This window comes from Litoribacterium kuwaitense, from assembly GCF_011058155.1.
Lineage (GTDB): Bacteria > Bacillota > Bacilli > Bacillales > DSM-28697 > Litoribacterium > Litoribacterium kuwaitense.
Genome location: NZ_JAALFC010000010.1, coordinates 1 through 23,907 on the forward strand (window position 1 = coordinate 1; position 23,907 = coordinate 23,907).

Here is a 23,907-nt window from a genome sequence, read left to right on the forward strand (position 1 = left end):
TATGAAAAAGGCGCTATGATCATTACTTCAAATAAATCGTATCTAGAATGGGGGAAAACGTTTGGAGACGACGTGTTAGCAACCGCGATATTGGATCGCCTCCTGCATCACTCGGTTACGTTTAGCATCAAAGGTGATTCCTATCGCATGGAAGAGAAGAAAAAGGCCGGGGTATTTCCTCTGCCTTCAGCTCCAGAAACAGCAAAGTGAGGAATTTTAGTCCGGCGTTTTTGGGGATTTTTAACCCGATATTGACACTTGCCTCTTTTTTAATCAGGCTAATAGTTGAATACAGACTAAATCATTCTCCTTTAAGCAGGACTGTTCCTATTAGTATAACTGTATCTTTTTTTGTTTTGCTGTTATAATCTCTGCTCATTTATCACTCCTCCCCCCCTGCTTATTGGACAGGGAGGATAGAGTCTTTCTTATTCCATTAAAGCACCTTTAGTTTGATTTTATTTTTGTAAGAATTGGTTTTGTTTTTAGTAACCCCAAATCAACTGATGTTTCTATGTAACCAATTATTTGATTAAATGTAAATACATTAAGTTGTTCATTTATAACTTCCTTATCATACTCCATATCTCCAAGTGCATAAGGAACAAAATTTTCAACATCTTTAGAATTAACTTCTTCTAAATCTAGAATTGTAGGAAAATGACTAAGTTGTTTTTTTAGTTCTTCTGTAAATCCATAGTGTTCTAATAATTTTCCATTAAGTAATCTGAAATCATTATGGTATAACTTATATAAGCCTTCATCAGCATCCATTCTGTTTCTTAACCAAGAAAGGTTAAAACCCCTTAGAAATATATCATCAGCAATTAAATGTGTATAGTATCCTAATATATATGGATTAGTATTTTCCACTATGGAACTATATTTAGTTAAAAACCCACTATAATCAACTCTTCTTGAATAATCTTGGACTTCACCTACAAAGAAATGTGATAAATTCTTTTCATCAAATGAAAAACAGCATCTGGAGCAATACTACCAAGCAAAAATGATGTTTTATCCTCAATAGATAAAGAATCTGCAATTTTATTACCAATAATTAGGTGCATTATTCTTGAACCCAAAATACTCATCTCCCTTTTTTTATGGATATTATAACATTATTTTCTAGCTAATTGTTGAACTATTCTGCCATTAACTTGATTAAATATAGGAACTGTTAATTTAATTATGGCATAGGAGGTTACTTGTTTTGCATCATCTCCTTTACCATTGAGAAAAAGCTCATGCAGAACAAACAACAGAAGGAAATTCAGGAATACAATCTGCTAAATTCTCAAGAAACACACCATACAGACTGCCCTTCCTATGCAGACAAAAAAGCAGGGATATATGAGGATAAGGCAGTCCATATTGTAGGTGTAGCAAGGGATGAGGTAGTCTCCTGCGCTGTAAAATGAGCAGGACATTCCTTACCTATCACCTGCTGTAAAAGGACACAGGGGGGCTATTCTGAGGGCTACTGAAATGCTGAGGTGTTGGAGCTGTTAGAAGGGCTGAGAAAGACTGTCAGAGCCTCTGAGATAGTAGCAGACATGAGCTATTTGACAAGGTAGTAAAAGTATGCTCAGGGATTGTCTGACTGTACTGTAGTTAGTTTTGATGAGTCAATACTCATAAAGTCCAACTTGCATCTATATACAGCATATTGTATGACTTGGCAAAGCCTTGATACTACTGCATTTGCAGCTCTATTGACAATGTGGGGGTATTATGCTTGTACCTTTAGCTGTCTCTACCTGCATCATACAGATAATTACATTCATTGAGCTTTAAGACAGTATGAGCAGGATGAGGAATAAGACTGAGAATGATGAGTATTTATTGTCTGTTATCAGGTAGGGGGTAGCACAGGGGGTCAGGCATGGCATAGCTAGGCAGGTAGGGCTGTAAAATTACATATTCCATTTTCAGCAATCTGAGGACATTGGCTGTTAAGGTGTCACAGTTTTAAAAAGCTCTCTAATTATAGTAGTGGAACACATCATACTACTAAGGAGAGGATACACCATGAAACAGCACCATATTACAGCTAATAGAAAGCCTGACAAGGTTATAAATACAGGTAAAGCTATTGTAAGGACTTATGGAGAACTGAATACAGAGGCTTTTGCTAGATGCCTATTAGGGATGAAACAAAAGGTAAATAAAACAGAGAAAAAGACAGCTTAGGACTTTGCCTAGACTGTCTCTTTTTTTACTCATATCCATTTAGAACTACATCCAACTCAGGAGGCTCATCTTTATCAAATCTGCTATACCATATCTCCTTAAAAGTCATCTGTAGAGTCTGTCTCTTTTGCTCATCAGACAGGTCATCCCATTTCTCTAAGGAGTTTACAATGTTAGACTGATGCTTTATCTCCTGCTCAATATCTACAGCAGAGTATTGCTCCTCAGCTTGTCTAAGCTGTTCCATCAGCTCAGCCTTTTCATCCTTAATCTTTGCAACCTGTTTAAAGATAACATCTTGAGATACAGGAGCATCATCATCCCCTATCATATCTAACCATGGCTCCTCTTTACTCTCTAGCTTAGTGATGGCTCTTTTAAGAGCATCTACATCAGACTTTTTACTATTCTTTATCTCTTTTGCATCAGTTTCTAGTAGCTCCTTTATTGTCTGCTCTACCTGATGCTTATAGCTCTTAACTAGCTCTCTAATAGCATCCTCAATTACTACAGCCTGACATCCATTATTCCCACACTTTTCTTTTTGTTTAACATAAGGTCTACAGGCTCTGATGTAATATACATAATCTCCTGACCTTTCTAGAGTACCATCAGGGAGCTTACTCCTCTTAGGTTTGCTACCTGCTATAGTCATTACTCTTTTACAGTTTGGGCATCTGAGCAATCCCTGCAAGTAATGCTTAGGAGCTTTAGAAAGGCTCTTATAGTTTTTAGCTCTATCATCAAGTATCTGCTTTATCTTTGCATACTCAGCATCTGTAATTAAAGCCTCATGGCTATTCTTAACCTCAATCTGCTCATCTTTCCATTGTTGGATAACATGACCTCTAATAATAGGACTATGAGCTATACTTTTTATATTGTGTATATCCCACAGATTACCTTTTCTAGTCCTATATCCTAAAGTATTGAGCTTGTCACAAATGCCCTTATATGACTCTCCCTCTAGGAGCATATCAGTTATCTTTCTAACTAATTTGGACTCCTCAGGATGAGGCTTAATCTTTCTAGTTTCTTTGTCATATTCATAACCATAAATAATTTTACCTGTAATGACTCCCTGCTTAACAGATGCCTTTCTGCCCTCATTCAATCTATTTACAATAAAGCTATACTCAGCCTGAGACATTGTTGCCTGTATCTGTAGCATTGTTACTGTAGTAGTGTCTGTAAGGTCATACTCAGTATCTTTTACATAGAGGGTAGTCATTCCCTGCTCTACAAAATAATCCTCCATTATCTCTAGGAAATGTCTTTGTTTTCTACTGAGCCTGTCCACAGCATGAACCATAACAGCATCAATCTTATCTAATCCTATATCCTGTCTTAACCTTTGTAGCTCAGGTCTAACTAAAGCCTGAGAGCTTTCTATCTCCTCATATAGCTCATAGCTCCATCCATTCCTCTCAGCTACCTCAATCAAATACTTTTTATGCTTGGCTAAGTCCTGAGTACCATCCTCAGCCCTTGACTTTCTTAAATAAATGCCTACTTTCACAATAGGTCTCCCTTTCATTGTATCAGTCTCCTTTAGTATAATTGATAATAAAGCTAATTAAAAGGTGACTGTACTTTGTGATAATTGACAATTCATCTATTCACTGCAATTAAGCTTCCACTTTATAGGGATTTAGATCATCATAATCCTTTCATTCATTTGAGACAAGTCAGCAATTTAACATTTTAACCTATATTAATCTCATTTGTTTAATGTACATGTGTGCATCTTTCTCTCCTCAAATCAAATCTAGCTTCTCACGCTTACCTCATGACGTTGACTCTATCATCGTTTCCGTTGTTCTCAAAAGAAAGGTAGACCGTTCTAATCTCACTTCTCAAATTTAACCATTTTATTTTTTCTACCTTAATGTGTAAATTCGCAATTTAGCAAAATACAGTGCAATGACAGCTATTTATGGCATACGGGTCTTTGAGGATTAACGAATTGCGTAGAAAATAATGAAGTAAACCCCGAAGTCGAAATGAAGGTGTGACGAATAATGCTGGAAATACCGATATAGTGATGCCAAATCGTGAACGAGCATTCTCCGCCATTCCTTTTTCACCGCTTGACACCCCTTCTGCTCATTCTCCATCCGTCATATCATAAAAAACCGCAGACGGATCGACTGCGGCTTTCTTTCATCGCTATTCTTTCCAATGAAGCATGCCAATGCCACTTTCAATTTTTTGCAAAAGTCCGCTGGCTACTCAGATGTATATCAATTTAAATAGAAAGTGATCGAGACTGTAAAAAACGGCTTCGCTTTGTCATATTTGCTGATTGAGATAACGAGCGTGCGGAGTTTAGCCGCGGAGCACGAGTGTGATAAAGCTGTCTCCGCTAACTGTACTACGCCTGATGAAGCGCTGCTTTCTCAGGATAAATCATCTGGCAAAATGAGCTGACCGCACTCTTTCTCCGCCAACTGGCCTTCAGCCATTTGCACGTGACCGCGGACAATCGTCATCACAGGCCATCCTTTCACTGGAAAGCCGTCATACGCCGTTACTTTACTTTTACTGTGCAGCTCTGCTTCAACGATCGGTTTGTGTACATTCATATCGACAATCGTGACATCAGCGTCGCTTCCAATAGCAAGCGTCCCTTTTTGCTTGTCGACACCGAAAAGCTTGGCGGGTCCTTCGGCGAGCAGTCGGGATACATCAGTCAGCTCAAGGCGACCCTCGCTTACAGCGTTCAGCATCAATGGTGCGAGCGATTCTACTCCACACATGCCTGCCGGAATTGACCAAAGATCGCCGTCTTTCTCTTCTGCTGTATGCGGCGCATGGTCGGAGCACACGTGGGAGAGCGTACCGTCAGCAAGACCTTCCCAAAGGGCATCCTGATCTTCCTTAAATTTTACCGGTGGATATACTTTCATTTTCGGACCGACTTTCTCGTAATCTCCTTCATGGAGGAAAAGATAATGCGGGCATGTCTCGCCTGTGATCGGCAAGCCTTCTTGCTGTGCTTTGCGAACGAGCTCGACACCTTCCTTCGTACTTATATGAAGAATGTGAAGCCGTGCACCAGTCGCTCGGGCCATTGAAATGCCGGTTTCAATCGTCAATGATTCTGCTAAACTTGGGCGTCCTTCGAGTAAATCCCGATACGTTTTGCCACCTCTTGCTTCTACGCGAGCTGTCAGTTGTTGAATCAGTGCGCTGTTTTCCGCATGTATTGCAAACACTTTGTCTGTTTTGGCGGCGTGCTCAAACATTTCGTACACTTCTCCGTCCGTAAATGGCGGAATAACGTCTTCCATACCAGGCTTGTAATTGTACATGAGCTCAAACGTTTTCTGATGGACCGCATAGCCCCAGAAAAATTTCAACCCAATCACGCCTTTTTTCGCAAGCGGGAGCTGCTGATCGTTATTTAAATGGCCGAGACAAATGCCCCACAGCCCAAAATCGACAAAGGCTTTTTCGGAAAGGTTTGCTTTTTGTGCATCAAAGTTCGCCGGATTGTCGACCGGAGGCTTCGTGTTCGGCATTTCAAAGATAGACGTAATGCCCCCAGCTGCGGCAGCCCTTGTGGAATGGGCAAAATCTTCTTTATGCGTTCCGCCTGGATCACGACTGTGGACGTGGGTGTCAATAAAGCCAGGAAAGACGTATTGACCAGAAGCATCAATCGTTTTTTCCGCTCCGGGAAGCTCCGTTGCTGACACTGCGGCAATCTTGCCGTCTTTTATATAAACGTTCGCCTTCTCTAATCGGTCTGCATGAACCAACGTGCCGTTTTTAATTTCTACATCCCACATTCAGGCTTCACCTCTTCTGCTTTTTTAGGCAATGCTGCACCAATAACTGTATGAATGTCATCGATACCCCGTTCACTCATATACAACTTCACTTCTTCTAAAATACGAATCATTGCGTCTGGCTGGATAAAGCTCGCCGTGCCGACTTGCACAGCACTGGCACCGGCAAGCATCATTTCGATCACATCTTCACCGTTCATAATGCCGCCACAGCCGATAATTGGAATATTGACCGCTTGTGCTGTTTGATAGATGAGGCGAACGATCACCGGCTTCGTCGCTGGTCCTGAAAAACCGCCCATTCCTTGACCGATTTTTGGCTTCCACGTATCGACATCAATCGCCATCGCAAGCATCGTATTGGCGACATTTAAGGCGTCGGCGCCAGCTTCTTCTGCCGCCTTAGCAATCGTTTGAATGCTCGTGACGTTCGGTGTAAGCTTCGGGATAACCGGTTTGTCAGTGACATGACGAACAGCTTTCATAAGCGTGTATGTCGTATCTGCTTCCATTCCGAAAGCAAGTCCATTCCCTTTTAAATTTGGGCAGGATATATTAAGTTCAAGTGCAGCAACATCAGGGTGAGCGCCAAGGCGAGCTGACATTTCCGCAAATTCTTCGATCGAATCAGCGGAGATACTCGGAATCAATGGTGGTGAATATTTTGCATATTGTGGAATCAATTCTTTTTCGTAGTATTCGATTCCTTTTGATTGAATGCCGATCGAATTAATCATGCCTGCGCTCGTCTCACAAACGCGCGGTGTCGGATTGCCTGGGCGAGGGTACTTTGTGATGCTTTTTGGAACGAGGGCACCGATTTGGTTAAAATCAAGCGAATCCGCCATTTCCGGACCAAATGTCCCCGATGCCGGCATAATTGGATTTTGCAGGACAAGTCTGCCAATATCAACCGCAAGCTTCATCGCAACACCACCTCCTCCAGTCCGAACACCGGTCCTTCTCTACAGACACGGACGCTTTGCAGCGCGCCATCTTCTTTTTTTATATCGCAGACACAGGCAAAGCAGACACCCATCGCACAGCCCATGTGCTCCTCTAACGCAATTTCCCCGGGGACGCCATGCGTACTTGACAACTCCTGAGCCAGTCTTGCGAGCCGGTTTGAACCGCACGTAAACATTTGATCAATATGATGTGTCGTCAACAGCTCTTCAAGGAGGCGTTTCACATTTGGCACATCACTCGTCCCTTCTTCATCAGTGACCAGATGCACTTCAGCACCAGAGACACGCAGTTCATCGGCAGCTAAGAGATCATTCGGCGATCGTGCGCTTAGAACGGCTAAAGAAGTAACATTCTTTTCAGCGGCTTCTTGGGCGATCGCGGCAAGCGTCGCAATACCAACCCCGCGTGCTAAATGTAAAATTTTTGTAGCATTTGGCTCGAGAGTAAAACCTTCGCCTAATGGCCCCATAACATCGATCCGGTCCCCTGGTCGAAAGGCGGTCATTTTTTTCGTGCCCGCTCCTTTCACTAAATACAAAAACTCAATGCGGTCAGAGAATATTCGGTAAATGCTCAAAGGTCTTCTTAAAAAGGGTGTCCAGCCATCGTGACATAAAATATGAAAGAATTGTCCAGCGTGGATTGGTTCGTTCACTGCTGAGGTGTCAACGACCATATGCCAATACCGCTGACTGACTTGTTTGTTTGCTAACACTGGCAATGCATAGGTTTTCATAGACTTATCCCTCACTTCCTTCGGCTACTTTTGCTACCGAAACAATCGCGTCGTACATCACTTGCGCGCCTAGCGCCACATCTTCAATGCGACTAAATTCATCAGGGTGGTGACTGATGCCTTTTTCAGACGGAATAAACAGCAGGGCTGCCGGACAAAGCGAAGCCACATTCATGACATCGTGCCCCGCGCCGCTCGGCATTTCTATAAATGAAATGCTTCGCCGTTTGGCTGCGTCTGCAAGGATATCGAGCAAATCATCAGACATTTTAATGGGTGGATCGTCACACAGCATCTCGATCGAAACAGATAAGCCGCGCTGTGTTTCCAAGTAAGCAGCAGCTTGTTTTATATGCTGGACTACCTTTTGCTTGGAAGCTGCGTCGGTTCCACGAATATCAATTGTGAGTTCTGCTTTTCCTGGAATGACATTCATTGCTCCCGGTGAGGCTTGCAGCGTGCCGACGGTTGCCACTGTCCCTGCCGGTGCCTCCATTCGGCCTGCTGTCTCAACAGCTAGCACAAGCTCAGCCGCCCCTGCAAGTGCATCTTTGCGATCGCCCATTTTTGTGCTTCCTGAGTGACTCGCTTGCCCATGAACCGTGACCGCCATCCGTGTTGGTGCAGCAATCCCTGTCACAAGCCCAATAGATCTTCCGCTCGCTTCTAATACAAGCCCTTGTTCGATATGCAACTCAAAAAAAGCGAGAAATTCGTCATTGGATCGTTTCGGGTCAAGAGACGGGTCAATCATTTCTGCTTTTTCTAAAGCTTGTCCGAGTGTAATGCCTTCTTTATCCGTCAAGGAGGTTATTTTTTCAATGCTCGTCTTGCCACACATGACTTGGCTGCCTACCGTCGCTTTATTAAATCGGGCCGATTCCTCGCAAGCAAAAACGATCAGCTCTAAAGGATGTTTCGTACGCACTTCGTTGTCATCAAGGTTGTGCAGAATTTCCAAGCCGGCGACAACACCGGCAACCCCGTCGTATCCGCCAGCCTCATACACCGTGTCAATATGTGAACCAAACGCAACAGCTGGGAGACCTTTTTCTCCTACACCTTCTCTGCGAATGATCAGGTTTCCAATGGCATCAACGCGAACGTTCCATCCATTTTCTTGAGCTAGTTCATAGAGCGCTTGAATGGCGCTGCGCTCTTCTTTTGAATAAGCGAGACGATTTAAGCCAATGCCTTGCGCGCCAAATTGGTTGATGATATTAAACAAATGCTGTATGCGCATGTGATCCATAGCTATAACCCCTTATCTTTAACTTCTATATTTACTTATTTCGCTCGCTCCCTTCGCTTCACCTATGTCTAAACCGACAATAAAACATTAAATTCATTGTCTTAATCGATAATCTCTTTGTAAATGATTTCTCATTTTTAACCCTAAATACAATTTCGTTTTATCATCTGTGATCTTCACATCTAACCCGGTCAGCTGTTGCACCTTTCGCAGACGATACTTCAACGTATTTACGTGAACAAACAGTGCTTCACTCGTCCACTTTAATTGTTCGTTACACGAAAAATATGTTTCAAGCGTCGTGACGAGCTGAATATCGTTCTCTTCGTCAAAAGTATCGAGTGGCCCAATCGTCTCTTCATACATTTGCTGCAATGTTTCCGCATCTTGAACGACAGCAAATAAACGATGTAAGCCGAGTGAAGAAAAATGGACGAGCTCACCAATCCTCCCAGTATCTTTCGCAATCGATACGGTTTGTTCTGCTTCCCTGAAGCTTTTTCGCGCGCCTTCCACACCAATACCTGGACGACTTGCCCCTAGAACACAAGACTTCCCAAACTCCCGTAACGCTTGTTCATGAATTAAATCTTTCGCTTCAGCAAAATGTTCTTCAGGACAAAGCACATACACATTGCTACGAAATGAACCAATCACAGTATCGGGAAATGAAGCCAGCACTTGTTTTTCAAAAAGGTGGTAAGGCTGGGGAACCTTCTCCAGCTTTTCTTCTGAAAGCTCGTGTACGATCGTAATACAAACATAAGGTTTTTTAGGATCGTAGCGAAACATTTTAGATTTCTCTTCTAGATCACTGACAGTAAGCCAATCACTTAAAAACAGATCGCGCAAAAAATCGTTTTTATATTGCTGTTGGACTTCCACTTTAGCGAGCTGCCTCATAAACTCTAATGAAAAAAGCAATGACGCTCGTTCTAAAACCATCATGTCGATCGCCCGGTGACCGCCCCCCCAGCACGTCACCAAACCGACGACGTCATTGTCAACCATGACAGGAGCAACGAGACAGTCCCCGAGCTCGGCTGACTCAGCTTCTCTCATGAATTGAACAGGGCGCTCCAGCTCCGCAATTTCTTCAAGCTGGTCAGGCGTCAACGGCTTTATTTTGAATGGAGGCGAAGGCACATCGACCATCGGGCTTAAGCTTTCAAGCGTGACGACATTTTTTGTCAAATCAACAAGAACGAGTAACAGAGAAGCGAAATCGCGAGAGTGATGCGCCGATTCGGTCATCACTTTATGCGCCTGCTCCACCTCTTCCTGCAAAACCATCTGCTCGTCAAAGATGACCCCCATCGCAGGGGAAAGAATATCTAAATAGCTCACCTGCTTCGGAATCTCAATGAGCGGGAAATCCAAACGCTCCGCTTCGTCAACCATGCTTTGAGGGATCTCTTTAATAAAACGGTGCGGCTTAATCGCTAAAGCCGCCGTCCCCGCTTCCTTTAAATCGTGAATCAACTGAACTTGAGCTTCTGCATCATCTCGTATTGGATATAAGCTTGTCAGTAAAAGCTCTCCACCCTTTAGCCACTGAACGATGTCAGGAACCTCCATGACTGTGACAGATGACACGTGCTGGCTGCTTCCCTTTTCACCAGCAATGATTTTACATGCCGCCAATCCACCTGTATTCATAAGGCTCTTTACCGTAACAGCCATAGCTTACTCCACCAACCGCAAGACAAAGAGTGCTGCATCCGGCACATACGTTATGATGATGAGCGCAACGATATTCGCGGCTAAGAAACGTACAAGACCTGGCATCATCTGAATCATGTTTTGCTTCGTAATGTTTTGCGTCACAAAAATATTAATGCCAAACGGCGGCGTATACATGCCGATCGCGAGGTTTGCGATCATAATGACACCGAGGTGAACCGGGTCAACACCAAGCGCTGTCGCCGCTGGAAAAATAAGCGGAGCAACGATGATAATGGCCGCAACACCTTCCATAAACATACCGAGAACTAAAAGAACAACATTGAGCACGAGCAAAAATAAAATGACTGATGTAATGTTTTCACTAATTAATGAAGCGATTAATTGTGGTACCTGTCCTCGTGTGAGCATCCAGCCGAGCACTTGCGCCGCTGCCACTAGAACAAGCACTTGCGCACTCGTTACGGCTGAATCGACACAGACGCGATACAGTTTTTTCAAATCCATCTCTTTATAAATAAAAACACTAATTAAGAGTGCATAAACTGCTGACACACCAGCTGCCTCAGTCGGCGTGAAAGTACCGGTGTAAATGCCCCCCATGATAATGACAGGAATGAGCAAAGCCCAGCCGGCTTTTCGCGTCGCTACCAAAAATTCACGAGCCGTCGCTTTTTTATCACGGTGTAAATCGTGCTTACGTGCATAAATGGCAATATAAACAATGGATGAAATGCCTAAAATGATTCCCGCACCAATTCCTGCGAGAAAGAGTTGCCCGACGGAAACACCCGTCACTGACCCGTAAATAATGAGGGTAATACTAGGAGGAATGACAAGGGACACGGCGCCCGCTGAGGCAAGCAATCCCCCCGAAAAGGATGGTTGATAATTTTTACGCAGCATTTCCGGATAAATAATTTTACCGATGGCCATGACCGTCGCAGGGCTTGACCCACTCAAAGCCCCAAAAAACATGCTCGACAGCTGTGCAGTATACGCAACGCCACCAGCTAAATGACCGACAATTGCGCGTGCCCAGCGTAATATCCGTTCAGATAATCCGCCACGCTCCATGATATTGGCGGCAAAGATAAAAAAAGGAAGTGCCATAAGAGCGAATTGATCGATTCCGCCAAATAAGCGCTGAATTAAAATCATTGGCTGAATATCACTAAAAAACAGCACAGCTAGAAACGCACTTAACGTCATCGCTACGAAGATCGGCATGCTCGTAAACAAAAAGACAATTAATGCAATCAGCATAAACGTGATCATACAGATTCCTCCCCAGCTTCGGACGTCGGTTCATGACCGCGCAATAAGCCTACCATCCGTTCAATGACATGGATGATCGAAAGAATCGCTCCGATCGGGATGGCTAAATACACCCAAAACATCTCAATGCGGAGTGACGGTGTTATTTGCCCGGTTCTCTGACTAAATTGAACGAGATCATAGCCATACTTCGCCATAAAAACAAGCATGACGAGAGAACATACATAGACAAGCAGTCGAACGATCTTTTGACCGGGCTTCGATAAAAACTCCACAAAAAGGTCAATTCCGACATGGAGCCCACGTCTAAAGCAAAGAGCAGACCCTATGAAAGTGATCCAAATCATACAGTAGCGGATAAATTCCTCAGCCCACGTCGTATTTGCTGAAAAACCTGCCCGAAGTACAATATTGATAAACAAAACAAGCGTTGCCGCCATCAGCGTAATTGCGATAAACGCTTCTTCTATTTTCGCCAAATATTTCACCCGTTCTTCCCTCCTCGTTGTCACCTCGAATCAACATATTCACATCATAGAGAAGCTTTCAATGGTTACCGTCTCGTAAATTAAAGGGCATGGCATCGGTGCCATGCCCTTTTTTACATTATTCAGCTGTAGCAGCCTCAATCGCTTCATATAATTTCTCTAAACGCTCTTGTTGTTCAGGCGTGCTGTACAGCTCCTTGTGCATCGGTTGAGATGCTTTACGGAAGGCCTCGATTTCTTCTGCCGTAAGTTCGTAATAATTCACGCCTGCATCTTTAATCTGCTGACGATACTCATCCTCAGTCTCTGTCAACGCTTCCCGTGCCGCCTCTTTCCCGGCAGCTTCCGCTTCTGTGATGACGTTTTGCGCATCCTCAGATAACCCGTCATACCACATTTGGTTTGCCATAAACACATAAGTCATCGTTCCGTGATAGCTTTCAATAATATTGCTTTGCACTTCATGATAATTATTTAAAAAGATTGTTTGTAATGGGTTTTCCTGACCGTCAACAACACCTTGCTGCAAAGAATTATACAACTCTGCATATGGCACAGGAATCGCATTACCGCCCCACCCTTTATATTGCTCAATAAGTAACGGGGATTCCATTGTTCTCATCGTAATCCCTTCAAAGTCAGATGGCTGTCGGATTTCTTTTTCTCCGGTTGTAAATAGCTTATATCCGCCAGGCCAGAAACCAAGACCTTTAAAGCCACCCTGCTCTAAAGTGCCTAGTAATTCTTGTCCAGCTTCTCCATCTAGCACTTCATACATTGCTTTTGCGTCAGCGGGCCATAAGTAAGGCAGGTCAACGACTTTTATATCATCTACAAAAGGAGAGACAACTGCTGACGGCTGCAATGTAATATCTATTTCGCCAATTTGTGTGGCTTCGACTTGCTCCCGTAAGCCGCCCAATTGCAGCGCTGGATAGATATCTACAGTAATCGCACCATCTGTCTCTGTCTCAATATGTTCTTTGAATGATTCAGCACCAATATGCTCCGGGCTGGAAACGGGCTGGTTGTGGCTTAACGTAATCGTCAGCTCTTCATAAGCCGCTTCTCCTTGCGTGCCATTATTCTCTGCCGGCTCTTGGGCTTGATCACTACTAGAGCCTCCTCCTGAGGAGCCACAAGCCGCGAGCATAGCGGCTAACGTAATTCCTGATGCTGCTTTTAACAATTGTTTCATACCGAATACCCCTTTTCGAATTTTCTGATCATATTTATATCGGTTGTCGCATTAAGTTGTTTAATGCTATACCTTCAAACAAAAAGTACACCACTGCTTTGCGAAACGAGACAGACACCGCCTTCACATCATTTTTTAAATAGCGCTCACCCTTATGATGAGTATACGGGTTTCGTGTACGTTTACAAAAGGACTATGTCAGAAAGTATACCACAGTTTTTTGTCGAATCCACACACGATTCGCTATTTTATATAGCTATATAGACAATTACCAATTATTCTAAAAATGGCTAATTTGTTAGCTAGTGAGCCGGAAAACGACACCCTTTTCTTTGCTCATTTTTTCACATACTAATCCGTGCTTCCTTAAAAAACCTCTGCATATCAGATGATGAATATGCAGAGGTGAAAAGGAGACCAGGCTACAAAGTTTGCTTAATATCTTTAAAGGCTTGCTCTTGCAGCTGATAATACTCAGTAAGGTTCTTCTCGTTTTTATGAGAAACAAAACGATCATACGATCTCACTGCCGTTAATGCACTTTGATACATCGTCTTTGCCGTTTGATTTTTGTCAAAGCTGATGTGTCCTTTAGATCATCAAGAGATTGCAAGATGACCTTCATTCGATTGACTTCTGTCGTTAATGAAGCAGTCGTGTTTGAATTCATTTGCTGTTTCATTTGCTCAAAAGTTTCTATCATTCTTGTTTGAATCCCTTTTACACGATCGGATTCTGGAAATACAGTTTTGAGCTTTTGAAAATGCTTAGGAAAAGTAATGGTGTAAACAGCATCATTTGACTGAAATTGAGAAGCATCAACATCTGGACGTTTATTTCGATCCATTTGATAGAGAAGCTGGATTCCTTCAGCACGAGTCATTGACTGAAAGGGCTCATAGGCTTCAAACGTATTCTCACCTTTTTTCCCTTTAGCCAGCCCTTCATCGTACATCCACCGGACAGTTTCTGTCTCATACCAAAATGTCTCCCCTTTAAACGTATAAACGATCGTATCTGCCGCTTCTACCCGATTAATTGGTGCATCCATCACACGATATTGGATGCGTCCGTCTTCATGAGCTACGATCGGATAGCCATAATAAACTGCCGTTTCTAAAACAGTGGATGACCATGATTGTGGTTGGATGGGCGACTGCAATTGTATATCTTCTAGATAGCGGAACAACATAGCGAACCATTGCGCCCTCGTCAATGGCGCGTTTGGCTTAAAAAGGGTATTCTCTTTATTGACCCCTTTAACATAGCCGTTGTCAAACCCCCAATCAATCGCTTCATCTGCCCAATGATGTGAAGGAACATCACGAAATACAGCTTCTGCTGGAGACGGCGAAGGCAAAAGGTTTGCCAATAAAAGCACACAGGCCGCCAACAGCCAGCGTGGCAATAATTTCATTCTCTCTCCCCCTAAAATGGCAAAAACCCTCTCATAATTTAATTCGAAATGTCACTTCTTTTTATGGGTGTGATTTCATCAACCTAATTTTTCCAATAACCTTTATATAACCTTTCCTACCTTTCTCTTTTTATAGAGCTTTCCCTTTATTTTTTAAACGTTTGTTGCTTTACATACGATACACACTACCGAAACAAAAGACACAACGCTTTGCCGCAGCGTGTGCCTTTTTAATAAAAATTACGGAGTCGATGGTGTTGTTGCGTCAAAAGCAACATCGCGAAAATGACTCGCATATTCAGGGTCATGAATGTGACAGGCAACATAATGCTCCGTACGCGCCTCTTGCCACTTCGGAACAACTTCAGCACACACTTCCTTTGCAAACGGGCAGCGTGTTCTAAATGGGCAGCCACTTGGCGGGTCTACCGGACTAGGTACATCCCCTTCAATGACAATCCGCTCACGTGTCCGCTCTTTCGCCGGATCAGCCAATGGAATGGCCGACAGCAACGCACGTGTATACGGGTGTAATGGCTCATCATAAATGGCGTGGCTTGAACCAAGCTCAGCAAAATGACCTAGATACATTACACCGACACGATCACTAATGTATTTAACCATAGACAGATCATGGGCGATAAATAAATACGTCAAATTTCGCTCACGTTGAAGATCTTGCAACAAGTTTACAACCTGTGCCTGAATGGAAACGTCCAACGCAGAAATCGGTTCGTCAGCAATGATGAAATCTGGGTCCACAGCAAGTGCACGGGCAATGCCAATCCGCTGGCGCTGACCTCCGGAAAACTCATGCGCATAACGTGTCGCATGCTCACTGTTTAAACCGACCGTCTCAAGCAATTCATTCACGCGCTCTTTTCGCTCGCCACTGTTCGAGGCAAGGCCATGAATGTCAATGCCCTCAGCGATAATGTCACGAACCGTTAAACGCGGATTCAAGCTGGCATATGGATCCTGGAAAATCATCTGCATTTTACGGTCAAGCGCCCGGCGTTCTTGCTTCGTTTTTTTCCCATAAATCGTTTGTCCCTCGTAACGAACATCGCCCTCAGTCGCATTATACAAACGAATCATCGTCCGACCTACAGTTGACTTTCCGCAACCAGATTCTCCAACGAGTCCAAGTGTTTCTCCTTTATAAATTTCAAAGGAGATTCCGTCGACCGCTTTTAGAATTTGCTTCCGACCTACATTGAAATGCTTTTTCAGTCCGTCAACTTCGATCAATACCTTTTTATCTGATGCTGTCATGACGTCCTCCCTCCTGCAACACGTTCAGGCAACTCTACTTTAGGCGCACGGTCGTCATTTAACCAGCAAGCTGCTTTTTGACTATCTGTGATAGGCTCTAAGGCAGGATTGTGATCAATACAAACTTTCATCGCATACGGACAACGGGCCGCAAATGGACAGCCGACAGGTGGGTCAGACAAGTCCGGCGGAGAACCAGGAATCGCTTGAAGCGTTGATTCTTCAATGCTTAAATCAGGCATTGAAGATAACAGTCCCCACGTGTACGGATGTTTCGGCTGATAGAAAATCTCATCAACTGTACCAGTTTCCGCCACTTGTCCCCCGTACATGACAACGACTCGATCAGCCATACTTGCAACAACACCGAGATCGTGTGTAATGAGGATAATGGCCATACCTAGCTTTTCCTTCAGCTCGTTCATTAACTCTAAAATCTGTGCCTGAATGGTCACATCGAGTGCCGTTGTCGGTTCATCGGCGATCAGCACTTTTGGATCACAAGCCAATGCGATAGCAATGACGACACGCTGTCTCATTCCTCCGGAAAACTGGTGAGGATACTGGTCAACACGCTTTTCCGGGTAAGGAATTCCAACGAGCTTGAGCAACTCTATTGCCCGTTTTTTCGCCTCATGTCCTGTGACATTTTGATGCTTTTTTAATCCTTCTGTAATCTGCTTCCCAACTTTCATCGTTGGGTTTAATGCAGTCATCGGATCTTGGAAAATCATCGAGATGTCTTTTCCGCGAAGCTTTTGCATATCTTTTTCCTTGAGCTTTAACAGATCTCTATCTTCGTAAAGGATTTCGCCCCCTTTAATCTCTCCAGGAGGCTGAGGGATTAATCCCATCACCGCGCGCGTTGTGACCGATTTTCCTGAGCCAGACTCACCAACAATGGCTAGCGTTTCACCCTTCTTTAACTCAAAATCCACACCACGAACGGCTTGAACTTCTCCTGCATATGTGTGAAACGACACTTGCAAATCTTTCACAGACAAAATAGGTTTTTGTTCGTTTTGCACCTCATCCACACCTCCTTCGCTCAAAATTAATCTCTCATTTTTGGATCGATGGCATCACGAAGTCCATCGCCGAGAAGATTAAAACAAATGAGTAAAATACTAATAACAACCGCTGGGAACACAGTCATGTACGGCGATATTTGCAAGCTGTCAAAGCCGCTATCCACAAGCGAACCTAACGAGGCATTTGGAGCCGGTACACCGAGACCGATAAAGCTCAAAAATGCTTCAAAAAAGATGGCGTTGGGAATGGTAAACATCGTCGTAATAATGATTTGTCCAAGCGTGTTCGGAAACAAATGCTTGCTGACTAAGCGTCCGTCGCTTGCACCTAATGTTCGGGAAGCCAAAATGTATTCCTGTTGCTTCAATTTTAGGATTTGCCCACGAACAACCCGGGCCATACTCACCCATCCAGTGATGACCATCGCAAGAATGATCGCCGGTATCCCGGGTTCTAAAAAGAGTAAAAGCAAAATAATAACAATGAGATTAGGAATCCCAATGAGGACTTCAATAATCCGTTGCATAATGTTGTCGACGCGCCCGCCATAATATGCGGAGATAGCACCATACAACACACCAATAATTAAGTCGAGAATCGCTGCAGCTACACCGATCAGCAAGGAAATTTGTGTACCAACCCAGACCCTTGTCCACAAGTCGCGGCCAAGCGTATCGGTACCGAACCAGTAATATACATCGTCTAAATTCCGTTCTGCATAAACGTCGACACCGTTTTTCACTCCATCGAAAGGAAGCCAAGATACGCTCTCGAGCACTGGCACCTTTGGAGGCAGACTGGCGTGAAGCGTTTCTTGAGACCTAAATGTATGCTCTGTCATTCCAGGTCCCACAAATGACATAATCGTAATGAGTAAAATTAAAATGAGACCTATAAGCGCAGCTTTATTTTTACGAAGCTGACGAAAGGCGTCTTGCCAAAAACTGACCGATTCACCACTGATGCGTTCTTGGTCAGGCTGCTTTTCGACCGGAGTGAACAGATCTTTGGTCAGTCGGTCATTCTGTTGTTCAGCCATTATTTGTCCCCTCCTGCCAGGCGAATTCGCGGATCAATGACGCCATACAGAATGTCGATGACAAAGATGACGACAATAAACAGCGCACTATAAAATAGCGTTGTACCCATAATTACTGGATAATCATTCGTAAATATCGAGTTAACGAACTGTTCACCGATACCTGGAATCGTAAAAATTTGCTCGATGACGAGTGACCCTGTCACGATACTTACAGTGAGCGGTCCGAGAATCGTCACAACCGGAATTAATGCGTTCCGAATGGAGTGTTTGATAATGACGCTCCACGTGAAATCCCTTTCGAACGAGCAGTTGTAATATAGTCTTGTCCAAGGACTTCGATCATTTCCGTTCGCATAAACCGAGCACACGTTGCAATAACAATGACCGCAAGGGAAATAGCTGGCATGACATGTGTCTCCAACTCCCAATCGCCCCAACCGGCAACAGGAAGAATTCTCCATTTAACACCAAACCAATATTGCATCATCCCAGCAAAGACGAAGGATGGAATAGACAACCCTAAAACTGCAATAATTAAAGCTGTATAATCAACCACTGTGTTTTGTTTAAGTGCAGAAATAATTCCGAGTGCTAAACCTACAATCGTCCCAATGATGATGGCTTCAACCCCAAGAATGACTGAAGGCTCAAGGCGATTCAAAATCATCTCAAGAACATCTCTACCTGTATATTGAAACGATACACCGAGATCTCCTTGAAACAAACCTTTCCAAAAATCCCCGTATTGTACAATCAATGGATCATTCAGACCGAAGCGCTCATTAAGCATCTCAATCTGCGCTTGTGATAAACGATCTTGGTTTTTATATGGTGAACCTGGCAAGCCTTGCATGAGTAAAAAAGTCGCGGTTGCAATGACAAAAAAGGTTGCCGTCATATACCCAAATCGTGAAAGAATATACCTACCCATCATCTCACCTCCAATTAAAGCATACACTGTTGATTCAAAAACAGATGAATCATGATTGCAATAGAAATCTTTACGAGTAAAAGACATGTCATCCAACACAGAAGAAAGCGGCAGTCCAAGGGGGCTGCCGCTCTATATCTTCTATGAGTTGAGCGCAGTTACTGCTTGCTTCCTTCAATGGACGCCCACTTGTAGCTGAATTCAGCACCAAAGCTGTGGACGAGAAGGTCTTTGACGTATGGCTTACGTAGATAAGCAATTCCGCGTTGGTAAATAGGAGAAATTGCTACATCTTCTTCAAGAAGAATTTGCTCAGCTTCAGCGAACAGTTCAAAACGCTTTTGTAAATCTTCCGTTTCGGCATTCGCTTCGGCCACTTTCGCATCATATGCTTCGTTACAGTAGTTCCCGTGGTTGTTTCCACCACCGCATAGGAACATATCTAAGAATGTGTTTGGATCTTGATAATCTGGTCCCCAACCACTTATCACCATTTCAAAGTCACCGCTCTTGGTGAGGGCAAGACGCTGGTTAAACGGCTGTTGGTTAATCGTCACTTCAAGTCCTTCTAAGTTGGACATGAGCTGCTCTTGAATATACTCCGCAGAACGAACTGCTCCGTCTGTATCATCGACCAACAAGTCTACAGCGATACTGTCTTTACCAAGCTCTTCAAGACCTTGTTGGAAGTATTCGTTTGCTTCTTCTGGACTTTCTTCAGTATTGAACTCGCCCGCAATTTCACGATAATCTGTACTATCATCTGTTCTTGCCAGACCTTGAGGCATGAAATAGTCTGCACCAACGGATCCGTTGTTAAGAATCACTTGGGCATGAGCCTCTTTGTCATAAGCTAATTCAATTGCACGGCGAATGTTTTCATTCGCAAAATGCTCGATATCGAAGTTGAACTGGAGATAGAATAAACTCGATTCATTAAATGTGTAGTATTCTTCGCTGTCTTTATACTGAGGAACAAATTCGCCTTTAAGTCCCCATTTTTGATCAATTTCGCCTGTTTCGTACAAGTTAATACCTGTTTGCTGCTGTTTTACAACACGGACATTGACTTCGTCCAACTGAACTGTGTCAGCATCCCAATAGTCTGCATTTTTCTGGAACTGCCAATCAGCCCCAGGGTTCCATTCTGTCATTGTGAATGGACCGTTAAAAACAATTGTTTCAGCGGATGTCCCGTAATCAGAACCTTGCTCTTCAGCAAATTTTTCTGGTTGCGGGTAATACGGACCGAACGCCAACAGACCGTCAAAATATGGTACTGCTTGCTCTAAAGTAATTTTGAGCGTTTTTTCATCAACCGCTTCAACACCTAATTGGTCTACTTGTCCAAAAATTTCTGACCCTTCTGTCGTAATCGCAGTTGCGTTTTTAACCGGTGCAAATGCATAGGCATACGGAGATAATGTGTCAGGGTGTAAAGCCTTCTGCCAAGCGTACACAAAATCATTTGCCGTTACTGGATCACCGTTTGACCAAGTTGCGTCACGCAATGTAAACGTGTAAGTAAGCCCATCTTCAGAAACCTCTGGCTCTTCAGCAGCCATTCCTAGGACAACTTGATCATTCTCATCCAAACGATACAAACCTTCAAAAGCATTGTTCATCGCTGTAAAAGAAATCGTATCCGTTGCTTGCGTCGTGTCCATCGTACTAATCTCGTCGGACTCAGCAAGATTCAACACTTGTTCTGCAGCGGCAGCATCACCTTCTGTCGCTTGCTCTTCCGTTCCTTCTTCACCTTCTGTGCCAGTGTTATCATCTGACTCAGCGCCTTCATTGCCGCAAGCTGCAATGACGAGCATGAGCGCTGCCATTAAAGCAAACAGCCAAAGTTTTGTACTTTTCTTAAGCACGTGTGAATACCCCCATTTCATATCATTCGTAAGGATTGGCGAGAAACTTTACATGTTTCTTAAAAAACCCTTGTTGATCATTATACAAAGTTCACTTGAATTTTGCACGCTTTTATTATTTTAAAATCGATTTTTCTTAAGATTTTTTAAGATAATGTAAACATCACTTTCTTTAGTTGTCGCATTATAACTGTAATGTTTTAAAGTATAGCCGTGTTAACTCATTGAATCAACTTGAAATATTTTTATACTAAAATAATTTGATGATGAGAAATTTTCAGTCACACTTCAATCATTTGCTTCCAGCTAGAAATTCGGCTTGTTTTTATGTATCCTTTAAGGGAATGGAGGCTTTTGTCATGAAGAGAAGATTGTTAATCACTTGCATCATTACATTATTAGGTACAGGCTTACTGCTCTTTCTATACGGTGAAATATCTAGCATCATGCTTAGCAACGCTTTATTTATCGTAACGCTCGTTTACTTATCAGCTGCGATCATTTTACATGTCATCGGCTCTGGGTTTTTTGACGGCTTCACTTACGGATATAAAAAACTTCGTAAGCATACATCAAAAACGGAGCAATTGATTGAAAATGATGATACGCGCACGCCTGATTTCACAGGTACGAAGCCTACGCGAGCAAAAAAAGAATGGATGTACAGCTTATACATATTTGCGGCAAGCTGTTTTTTCCTCAGCCTTTTGCTCATTGTCCTTTAAAGGTTTGCCTGCAAATAAGGACATGTCTTAGATTGCTCTTCTTTTCCCACAATAATCATTAACGAAACTTTTTGACTGCAAAAGATTAACAGTTTCTTCATAAAAGCCACCCAGTCGTTGAGCCAGATCAACTATGAATGATAAAGGAGAGAAAACAGCACATGTCATCTTTTCAACGCCCTGAGAGATTTAAGAGCGTACGAGCGCTTGCAGCTACAGCACGAGGAGACAATCCTGCCACTTTAGTCGTTAAAAATGCCACACTCGTCAATGTGATCACCGCTGAAGTTTTAAAAAATCAAACAATTGCCGCAGTTAACGAGCGCATTGCCTATGTCGGTCCTGACATGCCTTCTCTATATAATGAGGAGACAACAGTCGTCGATGCTGAAGGTCGCTACGTCATTCCTGGGCTTTTAGATGCCCATTGTCACATTGAAAGCAGCCAGATTACGCCAACAGAATTCGCGAAAGCAGTGCTTGTCAAAGGAACGACTGGCGGCTTTTTTGATGCCCACGAAATTACGAACGTACTCGGTATCGATGGCCTTCGTTGGATGACAGAGGATGCGCGCCAAACACCTCTCGCCGCTTACATGCAAGCGCCGTCCTGCGTCCCTTCCACCGGGCCTGAATTAGAAACGAACGGCGCAGACTTTGGGCCAAATGAAGTTGAAGAAGCTTTGAGTTGGGGGAATGATATGATTGCCCTTGGTGAAGTGATGAACTTCCCAGGCGCTGTCTTTGGAGACGAAAAAATGATGGGGGAAATTGAAGCGACCTTAAAAATGGGGCGTGTCGTTGATGGACACTACACGTGGTCTCCTGAAGGGGTTGACCGCCTGTCTGCCTATGCAGCAGCCGGTGTCAGTGGCGATCACGAATCGACAAGTACTGAGGATGTGCTGGCTAGATTGCGCCTTGGTATTTATGCTAAGATGCGCCGCGGTTCAGCTTGGCATGACGTTGAAGAAACGATCAAAGCTTACACTGAACGTGGCGTTGATACACGCAGAATGGTCCTGGTCACTGATGACCGTAGTCCGGAATCACTTGTCGATGAAGGCCACATGGATTTTGTCGTACGCCATGCCATCCAGCAAGGCGTACCACCTGTGAAAGCAATCCAAATGGCAACGATCAATGCGGCGGAGCGCTTTGGTGTAGCTCGTGACGTTGGAGCGATTATCCCTGGTGCGTTCGCTGATATCGTCATTTTAGAAGGTCACTTGGCCGAAATGAAAACCGATACGACCATCGCTGTCGGACAAGTCGTCGCCAAAGGCGGTCAATGGTGATTGATCTTCCGACTTACACATATCCAGAGAGAGCCGTCAATTCGGTCCGTTTAAAAGAGGATATTCAACCGGGCGATTTCCAAATTCAGGCGCCAAACTCAGATAGCTCAACCGCCATTGCTCGAGTGATCCAAGTGCGTGAAAACCATGTCGACACGAAAGAAATTCACCGGTCCGTGTCGTTCGCTGACGGTGTAATGCAGCTGCCAGAAGACCTTTGCAAAATTGCCGTCATTGAAAGACATCACGGTACGAACGAAACGATGGTCGCTCTAGTTGGCGCCGTTGGTTTTCATAAGCCAGCTGCGATCGCAACGACGGTGTCTCATGATAGCCACAACTTAATGGTGATCGGAAATGATGATGAGCTTATGGCCAAAGCAGCCAATGAAGTCGCCCGCATTCAAGGCGGAGTCGTCGTCGCTACCGAGGACGACACAACGGTATTGCCTCTGCCTGTTGCCGGCCTAATGTCCGATGCCCCTTATGAGCAAGTCGCCGAACAATCGCGCTTGATCAGTAAAGCGTTGTATGACGCAGGCTGCACGATGAACTATGCGTTTATGACCCTCTCGTTGCTAGCGCTCGTCGTTATCCCAGACTTGCACATTTCCAATAAAGGGCTCGTGCGCATTACAGCAGATGGATTTGAAAAAGTAGGGCTTTTTGTTAAACCAGATAGCGAATAAACAAAGAAACCGCCTTCTGTCCCCACCCAAGGA

General features: G+C 43.9%; 17 protein-coding genes and 3 pseudogenes. 4 read left to right on the top strand and 16 right to left on the bottom strand.

Going from position 1 to position 23,907, the window contains the following annotated elements:
* Positions 1–210: ATP-binding protein (locus G4V62_RS07690; RefSeq protein ID WP_165200904.1), on the top strand; the 210-nt coding region annotated here is incomplete at its 5' end.
* A gap of 237 nt (positions 211–447) precedes the next feature.
* On the opposite strand, the pseudogene G4V62_RS07695 reads toward G4V62_RS07690, so the two are convergent.
* A pseudogene (locus tag G4V62_RS07695) lies at positions 448–1,085 on the bottom strand (zinc dependent phospholipase C family protein).
* A 946-nt stretch (positions 1,086–2,031) separates the two neighbouring features.
* Between G4V62_RS07695 and G4V62_RS07700 the strand changes: the two are divergent.
* Positions 2,032–2,193, top strand: coding sequence for a hypothetical protein (locus G4V62_RS07700; protein ID WP_165200906.1), 162 nt, complete (start codon positions 2,032–2,034; stop codon positions 2,191–2,193).
* A 25-nt stretch (positions 2,194–2,218) separates the two neighbouring features.
* On the opposite strand, the gene G4V62_RS07705 is transcribed toward G4V62_RS07700, so the two are convergent.
* The 15 genes and pseudogenes from G4V62_RS07705 to G4V62_RS07775 all read right to left on the bottom strand — a co-directional run bounded on the left by G4V62_RS07705 (position 2,219) and on the right by G4V62_RS07775 (position 21,162).
* Entirely contained in the window at positions 2,219–3,730 is a 1,512-nt protein-coding gene (locus G4V62_RS07705) for a recombinase family protein (RefSeq protein WP_165200908.1), read from the bottom strand.
* Positions 3,731–4,592: 862 nt separating this feature from the next.
* On the bottom strand, positions 4,593–5,987 hold the full coding sequence (allB, locus tag G4V62_RS07710) for an allantoinase AllB (RefSeq protein ID WP_165200910.1): 1,395 nt from the start codon (positions 5,985–5,987) through the stop codon (positions 4,593–4,595).
* Positions 5,975–6,913 carry a dihydroorotate dehydrogenase gene (locus G4V62_RS07715; protein WP_165200912.1) on the bottom strand — a complete coding sequence of 313 codons (939 nt, stop codon included), beginning with the start codon at positions 6,911–6,913 and terminating at the stop codon, positions 5,975–5,977. The genes allB and G4V62_RS07715 overlap by 13 nt, the downstream gene beginning before the upstream one ends.
* Positions 6,910–7,692, bottom strand: coding sequence for a dihydroorotate dehydrogenase electron transfer subunit (locus G4V62_RS07720; RefSeq protein WP_165200914.1), 783 nt, complete (start codon positions 7,690–7,692; stop codon positions 6,910–6,912). The genes G4V62_RS07715 and G4V62_RS07720 overlap by 4 nt, the downstream gene beginning before the upstream one ends.
* 4 nt (positions 7,693–7,696) lie before the next feature.
* Positions 7,697–8,944, bottom strand: coding sequence for a M20 family metallo-hydrolase (locus G4V62_RS07725; protein WP_165200917.1), 1,248 nt, complete (start codon positions 8,942–8,944; stop codon positions 7,697–7,699).
* 93 nt (positions 8,945–9,037) lie between these two features.
* Positions 9,038–10,627: a PucR family transcriptional regulator gene (locus G4V62_RS07730; protein ID WP_165200919.1), complete on the bottom strand. Its 1,590-nt coding sequence runs from the start codon at positions 10,625–10,627 to the stop codon at positions 9,038–9,040.
* Positions 10,628–10,630: 3 nt separating this feature from the next.
* Positions 10,631–11,905: a TRAP transporter large permease gene (locus G4V62_RS07735; RefSeq protein WP_165200921.1), complete on the bottom strand. Its 1,275-nt coding sequence runs from the start codon at positions 11,903–11,905 to the stop codon at positions 10,631–10,633.
* Positions 11,902–12,393, bottom strand: coding sequence for a TRAP transporter small permease (locus G4V62_RS07740; RefSeq protein ID WP_312855454.1), 492 nt, complete (start codon positions 12,391–12,393; stop codon positions 11,902–11,904). The genes G4V62_RS07735 and G4V62_RS07740 overlap by 4 nt, the downstream gene beginning before the upstream one ends.
* A gap of 118 nt (positions 12,394–12,511) precedes the next feature.
* Positions 12,512–13,591, bottom strand: coding sequence for a TRAP transporter substrate-binding protein (locus tag G4V62_RS07745; protein ID WP_165200923.1), 1,080 nt, complete (start codon positions 13,589–13,591; stop codon positions 12,512–12,514).
* Between the two features lie 532 nt (positions 13,592–14,123).
* Positions 14,124–15,008, bottom strand: coding sequence for an S-layer homology domain-containing protein (locus G4V62_RS07750; protein ID WP_165200925.1), 885 nt, complete (start codon positions 15,006–15,008; stop codon positions 14,124–14,126).
* 240 nt (positions 15,009–15,248) lie between these two features.
* Entirely contained in the window at positions 15,249–16,283 is a 1,035-nt protein-coding gene (locus G4V62_RS07755; protein ID WP_165200927.1) for an ABC transporter ATP-binding protein, read from the bottom strand.
* Positions 16,280–17,311, bottom strand: a complete 1,032-nt coding sequence (locus G4V62_RS07760) for an ABC transporter ATP-binding protein (protein ID WP_165200929.1) — start codon at positions 17,309–17,311, stop codon at positions 16,280–16,282. The genes G4V62_RS07755 and G4V62_RS07760 overlap by 4 nt, the downstream gene beginning before the upstream one ends.
* A gap of 26 nt (positions 17,312–17,337) precedes the next feature.
* Entirely contained in the window at positions 17,338–18,354 is a 1,017-nt protein-coding gene (gene opp3C, locus G4V62_RS07765) for an oligopeptide ABC transporter permease (RefSeq protein ID WP_165200931.1), read from the bottom strand.
* Positions 18,354–19,288 (bottom strand): annotated as a pseudogene (locus G4V62_RS07770) (ABC transporter permease). The gene opp3C and the pseudogene G4V62_RS07770 overlap by 1 nt, the downstream one beginning before the upstream one ends.
* 158 nt (positions 19,289–19,446) lie before the next feature.
* Complete coding sequence (locus G4V62_RS07775) at positions 19,447–21,162, bottom strand: peptide ABC transporter substrate-binding protein (protein WP_312855455.1); 1,716 nt, start codon at positions 21,160–21,162, stop codon at positions 19,447–19,449.
* 359 nt (positions 21,163–21,521) lie between these two features.
* Between G4V62_RS07775 and G4V62_RS07780 the strand changes: the two genes are divergently transcribed.
* Positions 21,522–21,887: a DUF3899 domain-containing protein gene (locus tag G4V62_RS07780; RefSeq protein ID WP_165200935.1), complete on the top strand. Its 366-nt coding sequence runs from the start codon at positions 21,522–21,524 to the stop codon at positions 21,885–21,887.
* 161 nt (positions 21,888–22,048) lie between these two features.
* Positions 22,049–23,874 (top strand): annotated as a pseudogene (ade, locus tag G4V62_RS07785) (adenine deaminase).
* The last annotated feature ends 33 nt before the right edge of the window (positions 23,875–23,907 follow it).

Bases quoted from the DNA above. Each gene is read 5' to 3' on its own strand.
- G4V62_RS07700 (WP_165200906.1), top strand. From the start codon at position 2,032: ATGAAACAGCACCATATTACAGCTAATAGAAAGCCTGACAAGGTTATA.
- G4V62_RS07705 (WP_165200908.1), bottom strand. From the start codon at position 3,730: ATGAAAGGGAGACCTATTGTGAAAGTAGGCATTTATTTAAGAAAGTCA.
- allB (WP_165200910.1), bottom strand. From the start codon at position 5,987: ATGTGGGATGTAGAAATTAAAAACGGCACGTTGGTTCATGCAGACCGA.
- G4V62_RS07715 (WP_165200912.1), bottom strand. From the start codon at position 6,913: ATGAAGCTTGCGGTTGATATTGGCAGACTTGTCCTGCAAAATCCAATT.
- G4V62_RS07720 (WP_165200914.1), bottom strand. From the start codon at position 7,692: ATGAAAACCTATGCATTGCCAGTGTTAGCAAACAAACAAGTCAGTCAG.
- G4V62_RS07725 (WP_165200917.1), bottom strand. From the start codon at position 8,944: ATGGATCACATGCGCATACAGCATTTGTTTAATATCATCAACCAATTT.
- G4V62_RS07730 (WP_165200919.1), bottom strand. From the start codon at position 10,627: ATGGCTGTTACGGTAAAGAGCCTTATGAATACAGGTGGATTGGCGGCA.
- G4V62_RS07735 (WP_165200921.1), bottom strand. From the start codon at position 11,905: ATGATCACGTTTATGCTGATTGCATTAATTGTCTTTTTGTTTACGAGC.
- G4V62_RS07745 (WP_165200923.1), bottom strand. From the start codon at position 13,591: ATGAAACAATTGTTAAAAGCAGCATCAGGAATTACGTTAGCCGCTATG.
- G4V62_RS07750 (WP_165200925.1), bottom strand. From the start codon at position 15,008: ATGAAATTATTGCCACGCTGGCTGTTGGCGGCCTGTGTGCTTTTATTG.
- G4V62_RS07755 (WP_165200927.1), bottom strand. From the start codon at position 16,283: ATGACAGCATCAGATAAAAAGGTATTGATCGAAGTTGACGGACTGAAA.
- opp3C (WP_165200931.1), bottom strand. From the start codon at position 18,354: ATGGCTGAACAACAGAATGACCGACTGACCAAAGATCTGTTCACTCCG.
- G4V62_RS07780 (WP_165200935.1), top strand. From the start codon at position 21,522: ATGAAGAGAAGATTGTTAATCACTTGCATCATTACATTATTAGGTACA.